Here is a 21,017-nt window from a genome sequence, read left to right as displayed (position 1 = left end):
CGTTAGCCGATCGCGGCCGGCGGCGGCAGGTGTTTGGCTCGAATGTATCGCAGGTTGCGGCGACAGGAGCGTTTTCTCCCGGGCCGCAATGAGGCTATTGCCTTGGGATGGACATCGTTCTCGTCACCACGGTCATTGCCTCGCTGTTCCTCGTGATCGGCGCCGCGGAGCCGATCGCGGCTCGCCTGCGGCTGCCCTACAGCGTGATCCTTGCGGTTCTTGGCGTTCTCATCGGGGTCGGGGCGCTGTTCTTCCTGCGGACCGAGTTGACCGATGCGCTGAACCCGGTGGCGGAGGCGATCCTCGGGCTGCCGATCCGGTCCAACGTCTTTCTCTATGTCTTCCTCCCGACGCTGCTCTTTCAGGCCACGTTGGGGATGAACCTGCGACGGATGCTCGACGACTGGGTGCCGATCCTTGTCCTTGCAGTGGTCGCGGTGGTCGTGGCGACGCTGTCCGTGGGGTACGCGCTGGCCTGGGCGAGCGGGCTGCCGCTGGTGGCCTGCCTGCTGATCGGGGCCATCGTCTCCACGACCGATCCCTCGGCTGTCGTCACCATCTTCCGCTCGATCTCCGCGCCGCGGCGGCTGGCACGGATCATCGAGGGAGAGAGCCTCCTGAACGACGCCGCGGCCATCGCGCTCTTCGGCCTCTTCGCGGGGTTCGTGATGCTCGGCGTCCCGGATCCGAGCCTCCTCGAAGCGCTCGCACAGTTTCCCCTGCTGATCGTGGGGGGCGTGCTGACGGGCTGGCTGGCGGCGCGGGTCGCGATCTGGATCATGGCTCTCTTCGTCCGGCACCCGCTCGCGCAGATATCGATTTCCGCGGCGCTGCCCTACCTTGCCTACATCGTCGCGGAGCAGAGCATCGGGGCCTCTGGCGTTATCGCGGTGGTCGCCGCGGGGCTGACGCTGAACCTGATCGGGCCCGGACGCCTGCCTCCTCAGGCCTGGGCCTACCTGCGCGACGTCTGGGACCTGCTCGCGCATTGGGCGGGCGCCCTTATCTTCATCCTCGCGGCCCTGCTGATCCCGCGCCTGCTCGAGGAGGTGCGCCTCGAGGATTTCGTCCTCCTCGGAGTGGTCATCCTCGCCGCCATCGCCGCACGGGCCGTGATCCTCTTCGGATTGCTTCCGCTGCTCACGCTGATGAAGGCCTCGCCGCCGGTCGAGCGGCCCTATCGCATCGCGATCCTGTGGGGCGGGCTGAGGGGGGCCGTGACGCTGGCGCTGGCCCTCGCCGTGACCGAGAGCTTTCGCGTGCCCTCCGATATCCAGAGGGTGGTCGGCATTCTCGCAACGGGGTTCACGCTCTTCACGCTGATCGTGCAGGGGACGACCCTGCGCTGGATCATCGGGCGGCTCGGGCTGGACCGGCTCTCGCCTCTCGACGAGGCCCTCTCGCGGCAGGTCGTCGCCGTGGCGCTGCAAACGGTGCGCGAGGATGTGGCGCGGACCACCGAGAACTACGAGCTGAGCCACGACACTGTCCGCGCGGAGGCCAAGCGCTTCGGGGAACGGCTCGACGCCGCGGTGAAGGCGGCGGAGGACAGCGTCGACATCCTCGACCGCGACCGGATCACCCTCGGGCTGATCGCGCTTGCGGGGCACGAGCGGGACGCCATCCTTGCGCGCGTCCGGGAGCGGACGATCTCGGCGCGGATGGCAGAACAGGTGCTGTCGGATGCCGACCGGCTGATCGAGGGGGCGCGAAGCCAGGGCCGCAGCGGCTATCAGCGCGCGGCGCGGCGGAGCGTGGCGTACGGGTCCGCGTTCCGCGCGGCGCTCCTGCTCCATACGCGGCTCGGTCTGTCGCGTCCCCTGGCGCGGCTGACCGCGGACCGGTTCGAGCTCCTGCTGTCGCAGCGCCTGATCCTGCGCGACGTGGAAGACTTCATCGACGGGCGGATCCGGCGCATCCACGGCAGACGGGTGGCGGAGTTGCTGCAGGAGTTGCTGGCGCGGCGCACAGAGGCGGTCGCGACGGCGCTGGAGGGGTTGCGGCTCCAGTACCCGGGCTATGCCGAAGAGCTCGAACGCCGCTTCATCCGCCGCACCGCGCTGCGGCTGGAAGAGCGCGAGTACAGCGCGATGCGGGAGGACGGGTTGATCGGGGCCGAGGTGCACACGGCGCTCATACAGACCCTCGACGCGCGGCGGGCGGCGGCGGAGAGGCGGCCGCGGCTCGACATCGCGCTGAGGCGGGCCGAGCTGGTCGCGCAGTTCCCGCTCTTTGCCGACCTCGACGAAGCGGCGCTGAAGCGGCTGGGACGGGCGCTGCGGCCGCGCTACGTCAACGCGGGCGAGCCGATCATCCGCCGCGACAGCGTCGTGCGGAGCGTCTATTTCATCGCCTCGGGCGCGGTGGAGCTCGAAACGGCGAACCAGTCCTGGCGGCTGGGACGCGGTGAGATGTTCGGCCAGCTTGCGATCCTGATGAAGCGCGCCCGCCGGGCCGAGGTTCGCGCCATCGCGCCCACCACGCTCCTCGTGCTGGACGAGGCGCGGTTCCGGCGGCTGCTCGCGCGGAGTGCCGCGCTGCGGGCGGCCGTGAGGGCCAGTGCGGTGAAGCGCGGCATAGATCCCGAGGCGCTGATCTCGGACGCGATGGCGGCCGAGTGATCTGGGCCTGGTCACCGTCATCGGTTCACGCGTGGACGCATGGTCAAGTGCATGGTTGCAATAACGAAAAAGGTTAACGGCGGGAATCTGTCCGCGGCACTCTGAAGCTTCGGTTCGACTCGGCCGGTCGCGGTTCCGCCGATGGGCGGATTGCCCGGTCCCGCTCTTCCATCGCCGTGACGGCCTTTGCCGGGATGCCCGTCGAGACCGGGTCCAGCGCATGAAAAAGGGCGCCGGCGGCTATGCGCGGGCGCCCGGTTTCCCGTCGCGTCGGGGATGGCCCCGTCAGCTGCCCCAGGAGCGGACGTTGCCGCAATCCATGTGCACGAAATTCGAGCCGGAGTACCGGCCGACGCCGCCGGCGCGGCAGGAGGCGGCGGCCTGGGCGATCTGGCTGACCGAGCGCGAGCGCATCTGCAGGTCCGCCGCCTGGCCCTGGAGGTGCAGCGAATTGCGGGCCACGCCGTTGCCGCGGGCGCGCAGCATGGCGTTGGTCTGGGGGGACCGGTAGCCGGAAATCAGGGTAAAGGGCTCATCCGTGCGCAGGAGCCGGTGCGAGGCCGCCATGATGTCGATGGTGCGGGTGTCGATCTGCATGACATGGCCGTTCCGCCAGTCCCGCATGAAGTGATTGATCTCGCGGACCGCATCGCCGACGTAATGTCCGTCGATCCAGTAGATCATCTCGATTTTCTCGCCGGTGCGACCGGAATACATCGAAAGTCGCCGCACGTCGCCCGCACCCCGAAGGAACCCGGAGGCCATGGAGTAGGTTGGAGCTGCAGTAACCGCCGAGGCTGCGAATGCACGCAGGATCGCACGTCGAGAAAAGCTCGAAGGGGCCTTGTCAGTCATGATTAGTGCCTGTCCCGTCGCTTCTTGCTTTGATGCCCGGACGTTGCCGGACGCTGCCATCTCATCCCCAGATGCAGATCCAGTATGACATGACTCGAATCGTTTACCAAGCCGGTTGTAGTCCCGGTTCCGTTAAGATGTGCCAAATCGGCGAGATTCTGCTGAAAGCGTGAGCGGTCCGATCCGGGCCGGACGGGCGGGTCCGGGGCCCCGGACACATGACAGGTGCGCAACGGCAACGAAAATTCCGACCGCCGGCCTGTAACGCGGGCGTGACTGGACTGGACAGGCCCGGACGGTCGCATCATCACTCAATGAGACAGGATCGCGGGACGGACTGGAGTGACAAGAGCATGAGTTGGGACGCAAAATCGTTCAGGCGTGGGCTTGCCGCCGTCGCTGTTGCCCTTCTCGTCACGGGGGCCGGCGCGCCAAGGGCGGAGGCGAACCTGCTTGTCTCTCTCTATGCGCAGGGCGTGGCCGAGGCAGCGGCGCGGCGCGACGATCTGGCCGCCTTCTACCGGAGCCGCGATTTCGAGGGCATCTGGACCGGGACCGACGAGGCCTCGGAACTGCGCCGCATGGCCTTCATCGCGGCGCTCGGCGATGCGCCGATGCACGGCCTCCCGGCCTCGCGCTTCAACCCCGAACGGGCCATGGGTATTCTGGCGGGGGCCACCACGGCCGACAGCCGCGGCCGCGCCGAGGTAGAGCTGACCGCCTACTTCCTCGCCTATGCACGCGCCCTCAACACCGGGCTGATCGCGCCCTCCAGCATCGACGCGAATTTCAAGCGCGAGGTCCAGCGTCTGCCGACGCAGGTCATCCTTGCGAGGTTCCTCGAGAACCCGCGGGCGCTTCTGCATTCGCTGCCGCCGTCCTCGCCTGAATACCAGCGCCTGATGCGCGCCAAGGTCCGGCTGAGCGAGGTGATCGCAACCGGCGGCTACGGGCCGGGCGTCCAGGGACCGCTCGGCCTCGGCGACAGCGGGGCACAGGTCGTGCGGCTCCGCGACCGGCTGATCGCCATGGATCTCCTCGAGCCGACCCTGACGGCCACGTTCGACGGCACGATCCTCGACGCGGTCCGCCGGTTCCAGGAAAGCGTTGCGCTCGAGCCCGACGGCGTGGTCGGCGGGGCGACGGTGACCATGCTGAACATGTCCGCCGAGGACAGGCTGGAAAGCGTTCTGGTGGCCATGGAGCGCGAACGCTGGCTGAACAACCTCGAGCGCGGCGACCGGCATGTCTGGGTGAACCTCACCGATTTCTCTGCCCAGATCCGCGATTTCGACAGCGTGACCTTCGAGACGCGGGCGGTCATCGGCGCCGGGCAGTTCGACAAGCAGACCTACGAGTTCTCCGACGAGATGGAGTACATGGAGCTCAACCCGTACTGGTACGTTCCGCGCTCGATCATCAACCGGGACTATGGCGGGCGGGTGCCGAGCGGGTTCCAGGCGATCGACAGCCGGGGCCGCATCGTCCAGACGAGTTCGGCGCAGAACGTCAGCGTGCGGCAGCCGCCGGGGCCGAACAATGCGCTGGGGACGGTCAAGTTCATGTTCCCGAACCCCCACGCGATCTACCTGCACGACACGCCCGCGCGCAGCCTCTTCAGCCGCGTCGTGCGGGCCTACAGCTCGGGCTGCATCCGTCTGCACGAGCCGCACGAATTCGCCTATGTCCTTCTGGAGCGGCAGGTGGAGGACCCGGAGTCCTATTTCCAGGGTATTCTGCGGACCCGGCAGAACTCCCGGATCACGCTCGACGAGCCCGTCCCGGTGCATCTCGTGTACCGGACGGCCTTCACCTCGCCGGACGGGCAGCTGCATTTCCGGAATGACATCTACAACCGGGATGCCCGGATCTGGGCGGAGCTGGAGCGGCTGGGGGTGGCGATCACCGCTCCAACCGGCTAACGCTCGCCCCGGATCGGAGCCGGGGCGCGATGGACCACAGTATCGAAGAGATCGCGGCGGCGCTGGGGGCGAGGGCCTTCGGCGCTGTCTCCTTGCGCGTGCGTGGGGCGGCGGAGCCTTCCGCCGCGGGGCCGGACGAGCTCGCGCTCGCGATGACGCCGGCCTATGGCGCGGCGCTGGCGGAGGGCAGGGCGCGGGCGGCCGTGATCTGGCCGGGCGCGGACTGGCGGGCGCTGGGGCTCGAAGCGGCGATCGAGGCGCCGCGCGCGCGGCTCGCCATGGCGCGGCTGACGCAGGCGCTGGACCTGCGGGAGACGGGACCGGGCGGCGTGCATCCGTCTGCGGTCGTGGCGGCCTCTGCCGTGCTGGGAGAGGGGGTCGCGGTCGGACCGCTGGCCATCGTGGGCGAGGCCGCCCGGATCGGGCCGGGGACGGTGATCGGCGCCCATGCGAGCGTGGCGGAAAGCGCCGTGCTGGGCAGGGACTGCCGGATCGGCGAGGGCGTGCGGATCGGGCGGAAGGTGCGGCTCGGCGCCCGGGTGATCGTGCAGCCCGGCGCCGTGATCGGGGGCGACGGGTTCTCCTTCGTGACCGAGCAGCCCTCCAACGCGGAGCGCGCGCGGGAACTCCTCGGCGCGGAGCGGCTCGAGCCGCCCGAGGATGGCACCTGGCACCGCATCCATTCGCTGGGAGGCGTGGAGATCGGGGACGACGTGGAGATCGGCGCGAATACCTGCGTCGATTCCGGAACCATTCGCCCGACGCGGGTGGGACGGGGCACGAAGATCGACAATCTCGTGCAGATCGGTCACAACGTGGTCCTGGGCGAGGACTGTCTCGTCTGCGGCATGGCGGGCATCGCGGGCTCCTCGGTCATCGGGGACCGGGCGGTGCTCGGCGGGGCGAGCGGCGTCAACGACAATATCACGGTGGGCGCCGATGCCGTGCTGGCCATGGGGACCATGGCGGTCAGCCGGGTTCCCCCGGGGGCCGTCGTCATGGGGTATCCCGCGATGCCGATGCCCGCGCATCTGGCGAGCTACCGGGCGCTGCGCCGTCTGCCGCGGGTTCTGCGCGACTTCGCGTCCCTCACGAAGACGGTTCCAAAGGACGGGGATAGCGACTAGATCGGCCACACTTCGGGTTACGGGGCAGGAGACGCGGGCATGGATGTTCGGGACAGGGTGATCGCGATCATGGCCGAACAGGCGCTCATGGAGCCGTCGGATATCGAAGGAACGATGACGCTCGAGGATCTCGGGATCGACAGTCTGGGCCTTGTGGAGAGCATCTTCGCCATCGAGGAGGCCTTCGACATCTCGATCCCCTTCAACGCCAACGACCCCGCCGCGAGCGCGTTCGACATCTCCTCCGTGGACACGATCGTGGCCGCGGTCGCGGAGCTCGTACGCGAGCAGCGGGACGCCTGAGCGGGTGAAGCGCGTCGTCATCACCGGAGCCGGCACGATCAACGCGCTCGGCCACGACGTGCCCGCCACGCTCGAGGCGATGCGCGAGGGGCGTTGCGGGATCGGTCCCATCGACGTGCGCGACGTGGACCGGCTGTCGGTGCGGATCGGCGGGCAGGTGAAGGGTTACGATGAGCACGCCCATTTCAACCGGCAGCAGATCGCGCTTTACGACCGGTTCACCCAGTTCACGCTGCTGGCGGCGCGGGAGGCGATCGGACAGTCGGGGCTGACCTTCCAGGGCGAGCTTGCCGCCCGGTCGGGCGTGGTGCTGGGCACGGCGGGCGGCGGCGTGAATACCTGGGACGAGAATTACCGCACCGTCTACGAGGAGGGGAAGAACCGCGTCCATCCCTTCGTCGTGCCGAAGCTGATGAACAACGCCGCGGCCTCTCATGTCTCGATGGAGTGGAACCTCAAGGGTCCGTCCTTCACCGTCGCGACGGCCTGCGCCTCGTCCAACCACGCGATGGGTCAGGCCTTCTGGCTGGTGCGCTCGGGCGCGTCCGAGGTGATGGTCGCCGGCGGGTCGGAATCCATGCTGTGCTTCGGCGGGGTGAAGGCCTGGGAGGGGCTGCGGGTGATGTCGAAGGATGCCTGCCGGCCGTTCAGCCTCGGCCGGAACGGCATGGTGCAGGGCGAGGGCGCGGGCATCTTCGTCTTCGAGGAGATGGAGCACGCGAAGGCGCGCGGCGCGGAGATCCTGGCCGAGGTGATCGGCTTCGCCATGACCTCGGACGCCTCGGACATCGTGATGCCCTCGAAACAGGGCGCGGCGAGGGCCATCAGCGGGGCGGTGAACGACGCGCGGATCGCGCGCGAGGAGGTAGGCTACATCAACGCCCATGGCACCGGCACGGCGGCCAACGACAAGACCGAATGCGCCGCGGTCTCGGATGCCTTCGGCGCCCATGCCGACGCGCTGATGATCTCGTCCACGAAATCCATGCACGGTCATCTGATCGGCGGAACCGGCGCGGTGGAGCTGCTGGCCTGCATCATGGCGCTCCGGGACGGGATCATCGCACCGACGGTAGGCTACGAGGAACCCGACCCCGAATGCGCGCTCGACGTGGTGCCGAACGAGGCGCGGGAGGCGAAGGTGGAGGTGGCGCTGTCCAACGCCTTCGCCTTCGGCGGGTTGAACGCGGTGCTGGCGCTGAGGAAAGTCTGAGGCCGGAGGCAGGCGGCCGGTCGGCCGCCTGCCAAGCCAGCGCGCCGCTTACTCGTTGGCGGCGCTGAAGCCCGCGGTGAAGCCCGAGAGCGACACGTCGAGCAGCACTTCCTGATCCGGCGCGGCGGCGGGGACGAGGCGCACCTGGGCCATCGCGCCACGGCGGAACTGGTCGACCTGGGCCGAGGTCAGGCCGATCTGTGCGACGCAGCCCGCAGCATTGCAGAACCGGAAGGGGTAGCGACGCGCCTCTCCGCCGTCGACGCTGATGACGATCTGCTCTGTCAAAAGCGTCTCGAGCGGAGCGACGATGGTGGCGCCAGCGACCGCCTCGCCGCTGTCCGGCAGCGGCACGACCGAGATCTCGGCGACCTCGTTGCCCTCTGCGTCGCGCAGGAGCTGGTAGAGGTCGCAGGGCTCCGCCTGACCCTCGGGCGTACGGATGCAGCGCAGGCCCCAGTCGGTGAACTCCTCCCGGATATAGGGCTGGCCCACGCGCGGCTGGGCGACCACGGGTTCGCCGAGGTCGAGGTCGAGGCCCGGGGAGGCCTCGCCGGTGCCGGCGTCCGCCTCGGGCGCAGGCTCGTCGCCGGTATCGGTCCCGGTTTCGGGCGCGGTCTCTTCGGAGGTTTCGGTCTCCGTCGTCGCCTCCTGGGCGGCGGCGGGCAGGGCGAGGGCGGCGGCGAGCGCCAGCGCGAGGATCGTGTCGGTCGGTCGGAACGGCATGGGTCGCCTCTGTCTCGTGGTCTTCGGATCGGGTCTCTAACACGGCCGCGGCGGCATGTCAGGCGCAAATCCGGAGCCGATCACGCGCAACGCAGGTCCTTGCCCGGCCAAAGAAAAAGGGCCCGTAACGGACCCTTTCCCCTGTTCTCCCTGTCGGACTTGGCCGACTTATGCCGGCACGCTAGCGGCGCTCTCTCTGGTCGTCAACAGCTTGTAACAGGATTTGCCGCGCCATGATTTCCGTCGGGCGAGCGGACGGAAAAATCCGCGCCCGAAGGCGCGGCCAGTCTGACAGGGAGGGAAGTCATGCCCGCCCGACGACCGGGGGCAGGCCGCTCCATGCTGGCAGAGACGGATTAAGAAGGTATTGTCGTCCGGAACGCGCAACGGGGCAGGGCAGCAACGGACATGACGGAAGGCGTCTTCATCGGCGGCGGCGGGCCGGACCACGCCGTGCCGCAATACCTGCGGTTCGACATGGCGAACCGTCACGGGCTGATCGCCGGGGCCACGGGCACCGGCAAGACGGTGACGCTGCAGATCCTGGCCGAGGGCTTCTCCGCCGCGGGGGTTCCGGTCTTCCTGTCGGATGTGAAGGGCGACCTCGCGGGGCTTGCGAAGGCCGGCTCGCCCGAGGGCAAGCTCCACGAGCCCTTCCTGAAACGGGCCGGGATCATCGGGCTGGACCTGGTCTATGGCGCGCCGCCGGTGGTGTTCTGGGACCTGTTCGGAGAGCAGGGACACCCGGTGCGCACCACCGTGTCGGAGATGGGGCCGCTTCTGCTGGCGCGGATGCTCGAACTGACGGACGTGCAGGAGGGCGTGCTCAACGTCGCCTTCCGCGCGGCGGATGACGAGGGCCTGCCGCTGCTGGATCTGAAGGATCTCCGGGCGCTGCTGCACTGGTGCGGACAGAACGCGCAGGATCTGTCGCTGCGCTACGGGAACGTGGCGACGGCCTCGGTCGGCGCCATCCAGCGTGCGCTGCTGGTGCTGGAGGAGCAGGGCGGAACGCATCTCTTCGGCGAACCCGCGCTCGATCTTGCGGACCTCATGGCGGTTGACGAAGGGCGCGGTCGCGTCAGCGTTCTTGCGGCCGACCGGCTCATGCGCTCGCCCCGGCTCTATGCCACCTTCCTTCTGTGGCTGTTGTCGGAGCTTTTCGAGACCCTGCCCGAGGTGGGCAACCCCGAGAAGCCGAAGCTGGTCTTCTTCTTCGACGAGGCGCATCTGCTGTTCGACGACGCCCCGAAGGCGCTGGTCTCCAAGGTGGAGCAGGTGGCGCGGCTGATCCGGTCAAAGGGCGTGGGCGTGTTCTTCGTCACCCAGAACCCGGCGGATGTGCCCGACGATGTCCTGGGCCAGATCGGCAACCGGGTGCAGCACGCGCTCAGGGCCTTCACCGCGAAGGACCAGAGGGAACTTGCGCGCGCGGCGGAGACCTATCGCGCGAACCCCGCCTTCGACACGGCGGAGGCCATCGCGGCGGTGGGGACCGGCGAGGCGGTGACCTCGATGCTGGACCTCAAGGGCGTTCCGGGGATCGCGGAGCGGACGCTGATCCGGCCGCCCGCCTCGCAGCTTGGGCCGGTCACGGCGGAGGAGCGGTCGGCGGTGATGGCGGCCTCGCCCGTGGCGGGGCGCTACGACGTGGCGGTGGACCGGGAGTCGGCGGCGGAGATGCTGGCGGCCCGGGCCGCAGGGGCGGCGGCGGAGGCGGAGAAGGCGCTGGCGGCCGAGCCCGCGGACGACGGTCTGACCCGGGCGCGGCGCTATTCGGGGGCGCGGAGCTTCGGCGGCGCGCACAGCCCGGGCGGCGCGGGCACCGGCCAGAGGATCGGCGCCGCCATGACCGACGCGCTGGCGAAGGAGTTGAAGGGCACCACGGGCCGCAGGATCGTGCGGGGGCTCTTCGGGACGGTCTTCAAGGGGCGCTGAGCCCCATTGGCGGAAGGACCCGGCGCGGCTAGGGTCCGCGCGATGAGCCGCAAACCCGAGGGAGAGCTGCGCCGGGGCTGGACCACGGGCGCCTGTGCCACCGCCGCGACGCGCGCGGCGCTGATGCGGCTCTGGGGCGGGGCGTGGCCCGGGCAGGTGCAGCTCCTGCTGCCGAGAGGCGAGCGGCCGGTCTTCGAACTGGCGCATTCCGCGGAGGGGGAGGGCTGGGCCGAGGCGGGCATCGTCAAGGATGCGGGCGACGATCCCGACGTGACCCATGGCGCGCTGATCGTGGTGCGGGTGGCGGCCTCGGCCGGCGGCGTGGTGTTCCGCGGTGGAGAGGGCGTGGGGCGGGTGACGAAACCGGGCCTGCCGGTTGCCGTGGGAGAGCCCGCGATCAACCCGGTGCCGCGCGCGATGATGGAGGAGGTGGTGGCGGACCTGGCCTCCGAGCATGGCCGGCCGCCGGATGTGGAGATCACCGTCTCGGTTCCGGGCGGAGAGGCGCTGGCGCTGAAGACATGGAACCCACGGCTGGGGATCGAGGGGGGCCTGTCGATCCTCGGGACCACGGGGGTGGTCCGGCCGTTTTCCTGCGCGGCCTGGATCGCGTCGATCCATCGCGGGATCGACGTGGCGCGGGCCTCGGGGCTGACCCATGTGGCGGGCTGCACCGGGGCGACCAGCGAGCGGGTGGTGCAGGCGCTTTTCGGTCTGCCGGATCACGCGATGCTCGACATGGGGGATTTCGCCGGAGGAATGCTGAAATACCTGCGGCGGCATCCCGTGCCGAGGCTGACCATCGGCGGGGGGATCGGCAAGATGGCGAAGCTGGCGCAGGGGGCGGGGGACCTCCATTCCGGGCGAAGTCAGGCGGATTTCGAGACGCTGGCGCTCTGGGCCGGGGACGCGCGGGTGCGGGAGGCCAACACCGTGCTCGAGGCCTACGGGATCGCGGGCGAGCCCCTCGCCAGGGCCATCGCCGAGGGGGCGCGGGCAGTGGCGCAGGGCATGGCCGGGGAAGAGGTCGCGGTCGACACGGTGGTGATCGACCGGGCGGGCACCGTGCTGGCGAGGGCCGGGTGATCCTGCTGCTCGCCGGGACCGCCGAGGCGCGGGCGCTGGCGGAGGCGCTGACGGCGGAGGGTATCGCGACGGAGGCGTCGCTGGCGGGGGTGACGCGGGCGGCGCGGCCGCTGGCGGTTCCGGTGCGGACGGGCGGCTTTGGCGGGGCGGAGGGCTTTGCCGACTGGCTGCGGGCACGGGGCGCGCGCGGATTGGTCGATGCGACCCATCCCTTCGCGCTGCGGATCGGGCCGCGCTCCGCGGCGGTCTGCCGGGCGTTGGGTGTGCCGTACCTGCGACTGTTGAGGCAACCCTGGGCCGCCGGGCCGGGCGACGACTGGCGCGAGGTCGCGGGACCGGAGGAGGTCGCGCGGATCGTGCCCGAAGGGGCAGCGGTGTTCCTTGCGCTCGGGGCGCAGCATCTGGCGGACTGGGCCTGTCTTGCCGGGCGCAGGGTCGTGGCGCGGCAGTTGGACCCGCCCGAGGGACCCGCGCCCTTCGCGGGGCTGGAGCGGATCGCGGCGCCTCCCGGGGAGAGCGTGGCAGAGGAGGTGGGCTTTCTGCAAAGAAAAGGAATCGAATGGGTTGTGACGCGCAATTCAGGTGGCCCCGCCCGGGCGAAGCTGGCGGCGGCGCGGGAGCTGGGCCTGCCGGTGCTGATGATCCCGAGGCCGCCCCCGCCGGTCGGAGTGGAGGTCGTGGCGGATGTCGCGGGGGCGATGGACTGGGTGCGCGCGCTGTGATCCAGACCATCGACGACGAGGCCGCGCTGAGGCGCGGCGCGGCGGCGCTGGTGGCGCTCGAGCCGCGCTTTGCCCCCGCGGTGGCGATCGGATTGCCGCTGAGGCCCAGGACCAACGGCTTTGCCGAGCTCTTTTCGACCATCGTCTACCAGCAGGTGTCCATGGCTTCGGCTCAGGCGGTCTGGACCCGCTGCGAGGCGGCCGGGCTGACCACCGGGGCGGCGCTGGCCGCGGCCACGGACGAGGCGCTGCGCGCGGTGGGGCTGACGCGACCGAAGCAGCGGGCGGGCAGGGCCCTCGCGGCCGCGGACATGGACTTCGCCGCGCTCGAGCGGATGCCCGACGACGAGGCGCTCGCCCGGCTCATGGCCCTGCACGGGGTCGGACCCTGGACGGCGCAGGTCTATGCGCTCTTCGCCCTCCGGCGGGCCGATATCCTGCCCGCGGGGGATGTCGCCCTGCAGGAGGGCGCGCGGTCGCTTTTCGGGCTGGGCCAGCGTCCCGATGCGGCGGCACTCTCGCGGATGGCGAAGGCCTGGGCGCCCTGGCGGTCGGTTGCCGCGCGGGCGCTCTGGGTCTACAGGTTGCGCGAAACGGGGCGGGAGACGGTCTGGTGACACGGGCGCTTGAGGCACATCGCAGGGAAGCGCTGTCGGGGGAGACCCGGTCGGCCGTGGTGTTCCTGCACGGCTACGGGGCGAACGGCGCGGACCTGATCGGGCTCGCGGAGCCGCTGGCGGAGCATCTGCCCGACACGATGTTCCTTGCCCCCGATGCGCCCGAGGCGTCGATCGCGGCGCCCGGTATGCTGCAATGGTTCCCGATCCCCTGGATCGACGGATCTTCGGAGGAGGAAAGCCGCTCGGGCATGGTGCGCGCCGCGGCGGATCTCGACGCGTTTCTCGACGGGGTGATGGTTGACGAGGACCTGCTGCCCGAACAGGTGGCCCTCTTCGGTTTCAGTCAGGGCACGATGATGGCGCTGCAGGTGGCGCCCCGCCGCGAGGATGCGGTGGCGGCGGTCGTGGCCTTCTCCGGCCGGCTGCTGGCGCCCGAACTGCTGCCCGACGAGGCGGTCTCCCGTCCGCCGGTGCTGCTGGTCCATGGCGACCGGGACGATGTGGTGCCCGTGGAGGCGCTGCCACAGGCCGCCGAAGCCCTGCAGGCGGCGGGCTGGTCGGAGGTCTATGCCCATGTCCAGAAGGGCACCGGCCACGGCATCGCGCCGGACGGGCTGGGCGTGGCGCTCGCCTTCCTGCGCGAAAGGCTCGGCGTCGCGCGCTGAGCGCTGCCGCGGGCAGGACCGCCACGTCACCGTTCCGTGACAGAATCGGCCTATCAGCTGTCCACAGGGGCGTAACCAGATGTGGGACTTGTCCAACGCGTTGCGCCAGATATAGTCATGGCAGCCCCGCTCCGTGCGGCATGCGACCATCCCGGACGGGCGGGCCACAGGGCGGAACGGGATCAGCGGGCGGGCCGCGGGGCGGCGCGCCGGAGAACGGAGAGCGGTCGATCATGCAGGCAGACTTCAGGACCCAGTTCGTGCGAGAGCCTGCGGGCATGAGGCATTATCCCGCCCTAGTCCTGAACGCGGACTACCGGCCGCTGTCCTACTATCCCCTCTCCGTCTGGCCCTGGCAGGAGGCGGTGAAGGCGGCCTGGCTCGACCGGGTCGACATCGTCGCCGAATACCAGGAGGTGGTCCGAAGCCCGAGTACGGTCATACGGATCCCCTCGGTGGTGGTCCTCAAGGATTTCGTGAAACCTCAGAAGCGCGTGGCCTTCACGCGCTTCAATCTTTTTCTGAGGGACGAGTTCTGCTGCCAGTACTGCGGTGCCAAGGGCGATCTGACCTTCGATCACGTGGTGCCGCGCGCCCGCGGCGGCGTCACGAGCTGGGAGAACGTTGTCGCCGCCTGTTCGGGCTGCAACCTGCGGAAAGGGTCGAAGAGCCTGCGCCAGTCGGGCCTGAGCCTGCGCAAGCCGCCGCGGCGGCCCGGCGCGGAGGAGTTGCGCAATCTCGGCCGCAAGTTCCCGCCGAACCACCTGCATGAAACCTGGCTCGACTATCTCTACTGGGATGCCGAACTGCAGGCCTGATCTCCGGGCCGGAGCGCCCGGGTCGGGTCACGGGGTTGCACGGTCGGACAGGGCGGGGTTTGCTGGACAGGTAGACGGCGCGGCGCTAGACGGGCGGGTGTTAACGCTAACGGCGCCCTGAGGGCAGAGAGGTGCGGGTCATGGTTTCGCGCGTCATTCCGGTCGATGCATTCGACCTCGTGATCTTCGGCGGCACCGGGGATCTGGCGCGGCGCAAGATCCTGCCCGGGCTTTTTCGCAGGTTCCTTGCCGGACAGATGCCGGCGGAGGCGCGGATCATCGGCGTCGCGCGCTCGGAGCTCGACGACGAGGGCTACCGGACGGAGGCGCGGGCCGCGATCCTCGAATTCGCCGGAGAGGAGGCCACGGATCGAGAGAGCCTCGACGCCTTTCTGGGCACCCTGAGGTACCTCGTGGTGGATGCGCGCGGAGAGGGAGGCTGGCCGGAACTCGCGGCGCTGATGCGCGCGGACGTGGTGCGGGCCTTCTACCTCTCGGTCAGCCCGGCGCTCTTCGGGGACATCGCCGGCCGGCTGCACCAGCACGGGATCGCGGACAAGGCGAGCCGGATCGTGGTGGAAAAGCCCTTCGGCCGCGATCTGGCCTCGGCCAGGGCGCTGAACGCCTCGCTGGCCGAGCATTTCGACGAGGGGCAGATCTACCGGATCGACCATTACCTCGGAAAGGAGACGGTCCAGAACCTGATGGCGGTGCGGTTCGGCAACGTCCTTTTCGAGCCGCTCTGGAACAGCCACTACGTCGACCACGTCCAGATCACCGTGGCCGAGACCGTGGGCGTGGGCGGGCGCGGCGAATATTACGACCGCTCGGGCGCCATGCGGGACATGGTGCAGAACCACCTGATGCAGCTTCTGTGCCTCATCGCCATGGAGCCGCCCAGCCAGTTCGACGCGGATGCCGTTCGCGACGAGAAGCTGAAGGTGATCCGGGCGCTTCAGCCCGTCGATTACCACCAGATCGTCCGGGGACAGTATGACGCGGGGCAGGGCACGCCCTCCTACCGGCAGGACGTGGAGAACCCGCGCACCCATACCGAGAGCTTCGTGGCCCTCAAGACCCATATCGCCAACTGGCGGTGGGCCGGGGTGCCCTTCTACCTGCGCACCGGCAAGCGGCTGAAGGGGCGGGTGAGCGAGATCGCCGTGGTGTTCAAGGACCTCGGCCATTCGATCTTCGAGGGCGACGAGAAGCGGCACCGCAACATCCTGTCGATCCGGCTCCAGCCGAACGAGGGGATCGACCTGCAGGTGACCATCAAGGAGCCCGGTCCCGGAGGGATGCGGCTGATCGACGTGCCGCTCGACATGACCTTTGCCGATGCGCTGGGGCCCGAGAGGAACGACGTGTCGGACGCCTACGAGCGGCTGATCATGGACGTGATCCGGGGCAACCAGACGCTCTTCATGCGCGGCGACGAGGTGGAGGCGGCCTGGGCCTGGACCGATCCGATCATCGACGGCTGGCAGGCCCGCAACGACGTGCCGAAGCATTACGACACCGGCTCGCCGGGGCCGGAGGATGCGCTGATGCTGATGCACCGGGACGGCCGGAGGTGGCGGGAAATCCGCGGGTGATCGCCGTCTCTGAAACGCTTCGGCGTAGCGTCTCAGGCGATCGCGGGCAGAGTCCGGGGCAGGGTGCGCCTGAACGCGCACCAAAAGGAGGGCTGAAGCACCCCGTGCATCGCCGGTTGCGGTCGGTGAGCCGGGTTGGCAGGGGTGGGGACATCATCCGACGGAGACGACCATGGAACTGAAGGAATATCCCGACGCCGAGATGATGATGATGGACCTCGCGGACCGTCTCGCCTCGGAATTGCGCGCGGCGCTGGCGCAGCGGGACACCGTCTCGCTGGCGGTGCCGGGGGGCACGACGCCGGGACCTGTCTTCGACGTCCTGTCGGGCATGGGGCTCGACTGGGACCGGGTGCATGTCATGCTTACGGACGAGCGCTGGGTGCCCGAGGACAGCCCGCGATCCAACACGCGGCTTCTGCGCGAGCGGCTGCTGACCGGGCGGGCGGCGGCCGCGCGGCTGGTGCCGCTCTACCTGCCGGGGGCCGAGCCCGAGGACCGGCTGGACGAGATCGCGGAGGGGCTGGCGCCGGCGCTGCCGCTCGACGTGGTGCTGCTGGGCATGGGGGCGGACATGCACACCGCCTCGCTGTTCCCCGGCGCCGACCGGCTCGAGGAGGCCCTGACGGGCAGTGCGCCTGTCGTGGCGATGCGTGCGCCCGGCGCGCCCGAGCCCCGCGTCACGCTGTCGGCAAGGGTGCTGCGCGAGGCGATGTCGCTGCACATCGTGATCACCGGCCGGGAGAAGCGCGAGGCTCTGGAGCGCGCGCGGCACCTTACGCCTCAGGAGGCACCGGTCGCCGCAGTTCTGAAACAGGCGATGGTGCATTGGGCGGAGAGCTGACCATGTGGGACGATCTGAAGGCGCATGGCGCGCGGCTGAAGGACCGGCGGATCGCGGACACGCTCGACGCGCGGCGGGCGGAGGCTTTCTCGGCCGAGGCGCTGGGGCTCCGGTTCGACTATGCCAAGACGACCCTCGACGAGGGCGCCCGGGCCGCGATCTTCGCGCTCTTCGACGCCGCGGGCGTGGCGGAGCGGCGGGAGGCGATGTTCTCGGGCGAAAGGATCAACGAGACCGAGGGGCGCGCGGTCCTGCACACGGCGCTGCGCAATCTCGACGGCGGCCCCGTCATGGTGGACGGCGTCGATGTGATGCCGGGCGTTCTGCGGACGCTCGGGCGGATGGAGGCCTTTGCGAGGGACGTGCGCGAGGGGCGCTTCACCGGCGCGGGCGGGCCGATCACGGATGTGGTCAACATCGGCATCGGGGGCTCGGACCTTGGCCCCGCCATGGCGACGCTGGCGCTGGCGCCCTGGCATGACGGGCCGCGGTGCCATTTCGTGTCCAACGTGGACCCGGCCGATATCGCCGGGGTCCTGCGCGCCTGCGACCCGGCGACGACGCTGGTGATCGTGGCCTCGAAGACCTTCACCACGATCGAGACCATGACCAACGCCCGCACCGCGAAGGCCTGGATGGCCGAGCGCGTGGCGGAGCCCGCGGCGCAGTTCGCGGCGCTCTCCTCGGCGCTGGAGAAAACGGGCGCCTTCGGCATCGACGAGGCCCGCGTCTTCGGCTTCGAGGACTGGGTCGGCGGGCGCTATTCCATGTGGGGTCCCATCGGCCTGTCGCTGATGATCGCCGTGGGACCGGAGGCGTTCCGCGCGGTCCTGCGCGGCGGGCAGGCGATGGACCTGCATTTCCGCGCGGCACCCTGGCAGGAGAACCTGCCCGCGCTGCTGGCCGGCGTGGGCATCTGGCACAATCAGGTCTGCGGGCATCCCACGCGCGCCGTGCTGCCCTACGACAACCGCCTGGCGCGGCTGCCCGCCTATCTCCAGCAGCTCGAGATGGAGAGCAACGGCAAGGGTGTGTCGATGGACGGGGCGGACCTGCCCGTGCCGTCGGGGCCGGTGGTCTGGGGCGAGCCCGGCACCAACGGGCAGCATGCCTTCTACCAGCTCATCCACCAGGGCACGCAGGTGGTGCCCTGCGAATTTCTGGTCGCGGCCCGGGGGGCGGAGGAAGATCTGCACCATCAGCACCGGCTCTTGGTCGCCAATTGCCTCGCGCAGTCCGAGGCGCTGATGCGGGGGCGCACGCTCGAGGAGGCGCGCGAGGCGCTGCGCGGCAAGTTCGAGGGCGCCGAGCTGGAGCGGCAGGCGCGGCACCGGGTGTTCCCGGGCAACCGCCCCTCGGTGACGCTCGCCTACCCGCAGCTCGATCCCGAGACGCTGGGCAAGATCGTGGCGCTCTACGAACACCGGGTTTTCGTGGAGGGAACGGTGCTGGGGATCAACTCCTACGATCAGTGGGGCGTGGAACTGGGCAAGGAGCTGGCCACGGCGCTGCAGCCCGTGGTGGAGGGCGCGGCCCCGGCGGAGGGCAAGGACGGCTCGACGGCGGGGCTGGTCGGGTTTCTCCGGCGCGAGGGGCTTTGAGGGATGGTGGGTTGGAAACCCACCCTACGGCTTCGAACCGCCGTCGAGGGCGGTGGGATCACGATCCACGGTCCGACGTGTCGGGAGCGCTTGGAGCGGGTGAAGGGAATCGAACCCTCGTCGTAAGCTTGGGAAGCTTCTGCTCTACCATTGAGCTACACCCGCGCGCTTGATCTTCCTATTTGCGGCATGGGCGACGGTCAAGCAGGATCGGGTCGCAGGGGCCGCTCAGCCGGTGCGCCGCCGCCGACGGCGGCCTCCGTCGGCGTCGCCATGGCTGTTGAACGACAGGTCGGGCAGGGGCGCCGCGGCGCGCAGCAGGGCAAAGGGCGCGGTGGCGTGCGGGATCGCGTTGGCGGCCACGAAATGCTCCTGGAAGCGTGGCTCGATGGCGGTCTCGACCTTGGTGATCCGCTGCACCTCGCGCTCGATCTTCGCGCGGGCGGAGCGGGAGCAGAGGGCGATCCGCGCGCCGGTGCCCGCGGCGTTGCCAGCCGAGGTGACCTTGTCGAGGGGCACGTCGGGGATCATCCCCAGAACCATGGCATGAAGCGGCGAGATATGGGCGCCGAAGGCCCCGGCGAGGACGACGCGGTCGACGGTGTCGGTCCCGATCTCGTCCATGAGCAGCCGCGCGCCCGCATAGAGCGCGGACTTCGCAAGCTGGATCGCACGGATGTCGCCTTGCGTGACGGTGATCCGGGCGCCGCCTTCGGTGCTGGCGTCGTGGAGGAGATAGGCGTGGGTCCGGCCCTCGGGAACGGAGCGGGGCGTGCCGGTCCGGTCTGCGCCGCCGATCAGGCCCGAGGCGTCGAGAAGGCCCGCCATCCGCATCTCGGCCACCGCCTCGATGATGCCGGAGCCGCAGATGCCGGTGACGCCCGTGGCGGCTGTGGCCTCGGCAAAACCCTCCTCGTCCGACCAGAGCTCGCAGCCGATGACGCGGAAGCGCGGCTCCCTGGTGACGGGGTCGATGCGCACGCGTTCGATGGCGCCCGGGGCGGCGCGCTGGCCGGAGCTGATCTGCGCGCCCTCGAAGGCCGGGCCGGTGGGCGAGGAGCAGGCCAGCACGCGCTCGCGGTTGCCGAGAAGGATCTCGGCATTGGTGCCGACATCGACGATGAGGACGAGGTCCTCGCTCGCTCCCGGGTCCTCCGACAGCGCCACGGCGGCGGCGTCCGCGCCCACATGGCCCGCGATGCATGGCAGGAGGTAGACCCGCGCGCCGGGAGCCAGTCCCGTCAGCCCGAGGTCCGAGGCGGCAAGCTCCATGGCGGAGGAGGTCGCCAGCGCGAAGGGCGCCTGGCCCAGCTCCACGGGATCGATACCGAGGAGGAGGTGGTGCATCACCGGGTTGCAGACAACGACGGCCTCGACGATCCGGCCTTGGTCGGTGTTCGACTCCTCGGCGAGACCGGCGGCCAGCGTGGCAAGAGCCCCGCGGACAGCGGCGGTCATCTCGGCATCGCCGCCCGGGTTCATCATGGCGTAGGACACGCGGCTCATCAGGTCCTCGCCGAAGCGGATCTGGGGGTTCATCGCCCCCGCCGAGGCCACGACCTCGCCCGTGGCGAGATCGGTCAGGTGGGCGGCGATGGTGGTGGAGCCGAGATCGATGGCGAGGCCGAGAAGCGGCCCTTCGAAGAAGCCGGGCCAGACGGCGGTGACGCGGTGGGGGGCGCCGTCGCGGGGCTGGTGGAGGGCGAGCGTCACGCGCCACTCGCCCTGTCTCAGGGCGGGCTGGAGGCGGGTCAGCACGGGCAGGTCGATCGCGACTTCGGCGATGCCCCACTGGTCCGACAGGGCGCGGGCGAGGCGTTCGAAATCGCCGGTGGGCTCGTGCATGTCGGGTTCCGCAACGTCGACCATGACGAGACGGGTCGCCGGGTCCATCTCCATGGCGCGGAGGGCGGCCTCCTTGCGCACGACCTGGCGGTGGACCTGGCTTTCGGGCGGAACGTCGATCACGATGTCGCCCAGGACCTGTGCCTGGCAACCGAGGCGGCGGCCCGGTTTCAGGCCGCGTTTCTCGTCGTAGCGCTGTTCGACCGCGTTCCAGCCGGACAGGGCGCCTTCGGAAACGGTGAGGCCGTGTTTCGGGAATTGGCCGAAAGACGGCGACACCTGGCATTTCGAGCAGATCCCACGGCCCCCGCACACCGAGTCGAGATCCACGCCCAGCTGCCGCGCGGCGGTCAGGACCGGCGTGCCGACAGGAAAGCGGCCCCGCTTGCCCGTGGGGGTGAAGATGACGAGCGGGTCCTGGGTCATGGGGTCTTTCGCCGTGGTTAAGGTGCTGCGGACCTTAACTTGCGCCATGGCAGGGGGAAGGGCGGCGCGCGCCGGGTCGCGGTCCGTTTG

Annotated in this window: 17 protein-coding genes and 1 tRNA gene; 14 read left to right on the top strand and 4 right to left on the bottom strand. The window is 70.0% G+C overall.

Annotated elements, in window-relative coordinates:
• The first annotated feature begins 107 nt into the window (after nt 1-107).
• The gene (locus EAT49_RS01455; RefSeq protein ID WP_123640500.1) at nt 108-2,621 is read left to right on the top strand and encodes a cation:proton antiporter; all 2,514 of its coding nucleotides are present in this window, start codon (nt 108-110) and stop codon (nt 2,619-2,621) included.
• 285 nt (nt 2,622-2,906) lie between these two features.
• Here the strand turns inward: EAT49_RS01455 and mepK are convergent, their stop codons facing one another.
• The gene (gene mepK / locus EAT49_RS01450; RefSeq protein ID WP_123640499.1) at nt 2,907-3,476 is read right to left on the bottom strand and encodes a peptidoglycan L,D-endopeptidase MepK; all 570 of its coding nucleotides are present in this window, start codon (nt 3,474-3,476) and stop codon (nt 2,907-2,909) included.
• A gap of 353 nt (nt 3,477-3,829) precedes the next feature.
• On the opposite strand from mepK, the gene EAT49_RS01445 reads away from it, so the two are divergent.
• From EAT49_RS01445 to EAT49_RS01430, 4 genes are read left to right on the top strand one after another with little or no spacing between them, the layout of a single operon-like run.
• Nucleotides 3,830-5,398 carry a L,D-transpeptidase family protein gene (locus tag EAT49_RS01445; protein WP_123640498.1) on the top strand — a complete coding sequence of 523 codons (1,569 nt, stop codon included), beginning with the start codon at nt 3,830-3,832 and terminating at the stop codon, nt 5,396-5,398.
• A 29-nt stretch (nt 5,399-5,427) separates the two neighbouring features.
• Nucleotides 5,428-6,525, top strand: coding sequence for a UDP-3-O-(3-hydroxymyristoyl)glucosamine N-acyltransferase (locus tag EAT49_RS01440; protein WP_123640497.1), 1,098 nt, complete (start codon nt 5,428-5,430; stop codon nt 6,523-6,525).
• Between the two features lie 39 nt (nt 6,526-6,564).
• Nucleotides 6,565-6,828 (top strand): acyl carrier protein, encoded by a 264-nt coding sequence (locus EAT49_RS01435; protein WP_123640496.1) that lies wholly within the window; start codon nt 6,565-6,567, stop codon nt 6,826-6,828.
• Between the two features lie 4 nt (nt 6,829-6,832).
• The gene (locus tag EAT49_RS01430; RefSeq protein WP_123640495.1) at nt 6,833-8,041 is read left to right on the top strand and encodes a beta-ketoacyl-[acyl-carrier-protein] synthase family protein; all 1,209 of its coding nucleotides are present in this window, start codon (nt 6,833-6,835) and stop codon (nt 8,039-8,041) included.
• 48 nt (nt 8,042-8,089) lie between these two features.
• On the opposite strand, the gene EAT49_RS01425 is transcribed toward EAT49_RS01430, so the two are convergent.
• Nucleotides 8,090-8,767, bottom strand: a complete 678-nt coding sequence (locus tag EAT49_RS01425; RefSeq protein WP_123640494.1) for an invasion associated locus B family protein — start codon at nt 8,765-8,767, stop codon at nt 8,090-8,092.
• Nucleotides 8,768-9,175: 408 nt separating this feature from the next.
• Between EAT49_RS01425 and EAT49_RS01420 the strand changes: the two genes are divergently transcribed.
• The 9 genes from EAT49_RS01420 to pgi all read left to right on the top strand — a co-directional run bounded on the left by EAT49_RS01420 (nt 9,176) and on the right by pgi (nt 18,656).
• Nucleotides 9,176-10,705 (top strand): helicase HerA-like domain-containing protein, encoded by a 1,530-nt coding sequence (locus EAT49_RS01420; protein WP_123640493.1) that lies wholly within the window; start codon nt 9,176-9,178, stop codon nt 10,703-10,705.
• A gap of 42 nt (nt 10,706-10,747) precedes the next feature.
• On the top strand, nt 10,748-11,791 hold the full coding sequence (locus EAT49_RS01415; RefSeq protein WP_123640492.1) for a cobalt-precorrin-5B (C(1))-methyltransferase: 1,044 nt from the start codon (nt 10,748-10,750) through the stop codon (nt 11,789-11,791).
• Nucleotides 11,788-12,513, top strand: coding sequence for a precorrin-6A/cobalt-precorrin-6A reductase (locus EAT49_RS01410; RefSeq protein WP_221181414.1), 726 nt, complete (start codon nt 11,788-11,790; stop codon nt 12,511-12,513). Before EAT49_RS01415 ends, EAT49_RS01410 begins: the two co-directional genes overlap by 4 nt.
• On the top strand, nt 12,510-13,130 hold the full coding sequence (locus tag EAT49_RS01405) for a DNA-3-methyladenine glycosylase family protein (RefSeq protein WP_221181413.1): 621 nt from the start codon (nt 12,510-12,512) through the stop codon (nt 13,128-13,130). Before EAT49_RS01410 ends, EAT49_RS01405 begins: the two co-directional genes overlap by 4 nt.
• On the top strand, nt 13,127-13,798 hold the full coding sequence (locus EAT49_RS01400) for an alpha/beta hydrolase (protein WP_123640490.1): 672 nt from the start codon (nt 13,127-13,129) through the stop codon (nt 13,796-13,798). Before EAT49_RS01405 ends, EAT49_RS01400 begins: the two co-directional genes overlap by 4 nt.
• Nucleotides 13,799-14,031: 233 nt before the next feature.
• Nucleotides 14,032-14,616, top strand: a complete 585-nt coding sequence (locus EAT49_RS01395; protein ID WP_123640489.1) for an HNH endonuclease — start codon at nt 14,032-14,034, stop codon at nt 14,614-14,616.
• A 140-nt stretch (nt 14,617-14,756) separates the two neighbouring features.
• Nucleotides 14,757-16,211, top strand: a complete 1,455-nt coding sequence (gene zwf, locus EAT49_RS01390; protein ID WP_123640488.1) for a glucose-6-phosphate dehydrogenase — start codon at nt 14,757-14,759, stop codon at nt 16,209-16,211.
• A gap of 172 nt (nt 16,212-16,383) precedes the next feature.
• Complete coding sequence (pgl, locus tag EAT49_RS01385) at nt 16,384-17,055, top strand: 6-phosphogluconolactonase (RefSeq protein WP_123640487.1); 672 nt, start codon at nt 16,384-16,386, stop codon at nt 17,053-17,055.
• Nucleotides 17,056-17,057: 2 nt separating this feature from the next.
• On the top strand, nt 17,058-18,656 hold the full coding sequence (gene pgi / locus EAT49_RS01380; RefSeq protein WP_123640486.1) for a glucose-6-phosphate isomerase: 1,599 nt from the start codon (nt 17,058-17,060) through the stop codon (nt 18,654-18,656).
• A 91-nt stretch (nt 18,657-18,747) separates the two neighbouring features.
• Here the strand turns inward: pgi and EAT49_RS01375 are convergent.
• Together EAT49_RS01375 and EAT49_RS01370 are read right to left on the bottom strand one after the other, a co-directional pair.
• Nucleotides 18,748-18,821 (bottom strand) — tRNA-Gly (locus EAT49_RS01375).
• A 63-nt stretch (nt 18,822-18,884) separates the two neighbouring features.
• Nucleotides 18,885-20,927, bottom strand: a complete 2,043-nt coding sequence (locus EAT49_RS01370) for an ASKHA domain-containing protein (protein ID WP_123640485.1) — start codon at nt 20,925-20,927, stop codon at nt 18,885-18,887.
• Nucleotides 20,928-21,017 lie beyond the last annotated feature (90 nt).

Origin of the sequence: Histidinibacterium lentulum (assembly GCF_003789055.1) — a bacterium.
GTDB classification, from domain to species: Bacteria; Pseudomonadota; Alphaproteobacteria; order Rhodobacterales; family Rhodobacteraceae; genus Oceanicola; species Oceanicola lentulus.
The sequence above is the reverse complement of the archived record's forward strand: the minus strand, read 5'-3'. Positions and strand labels throughout refer to the sequence as shown.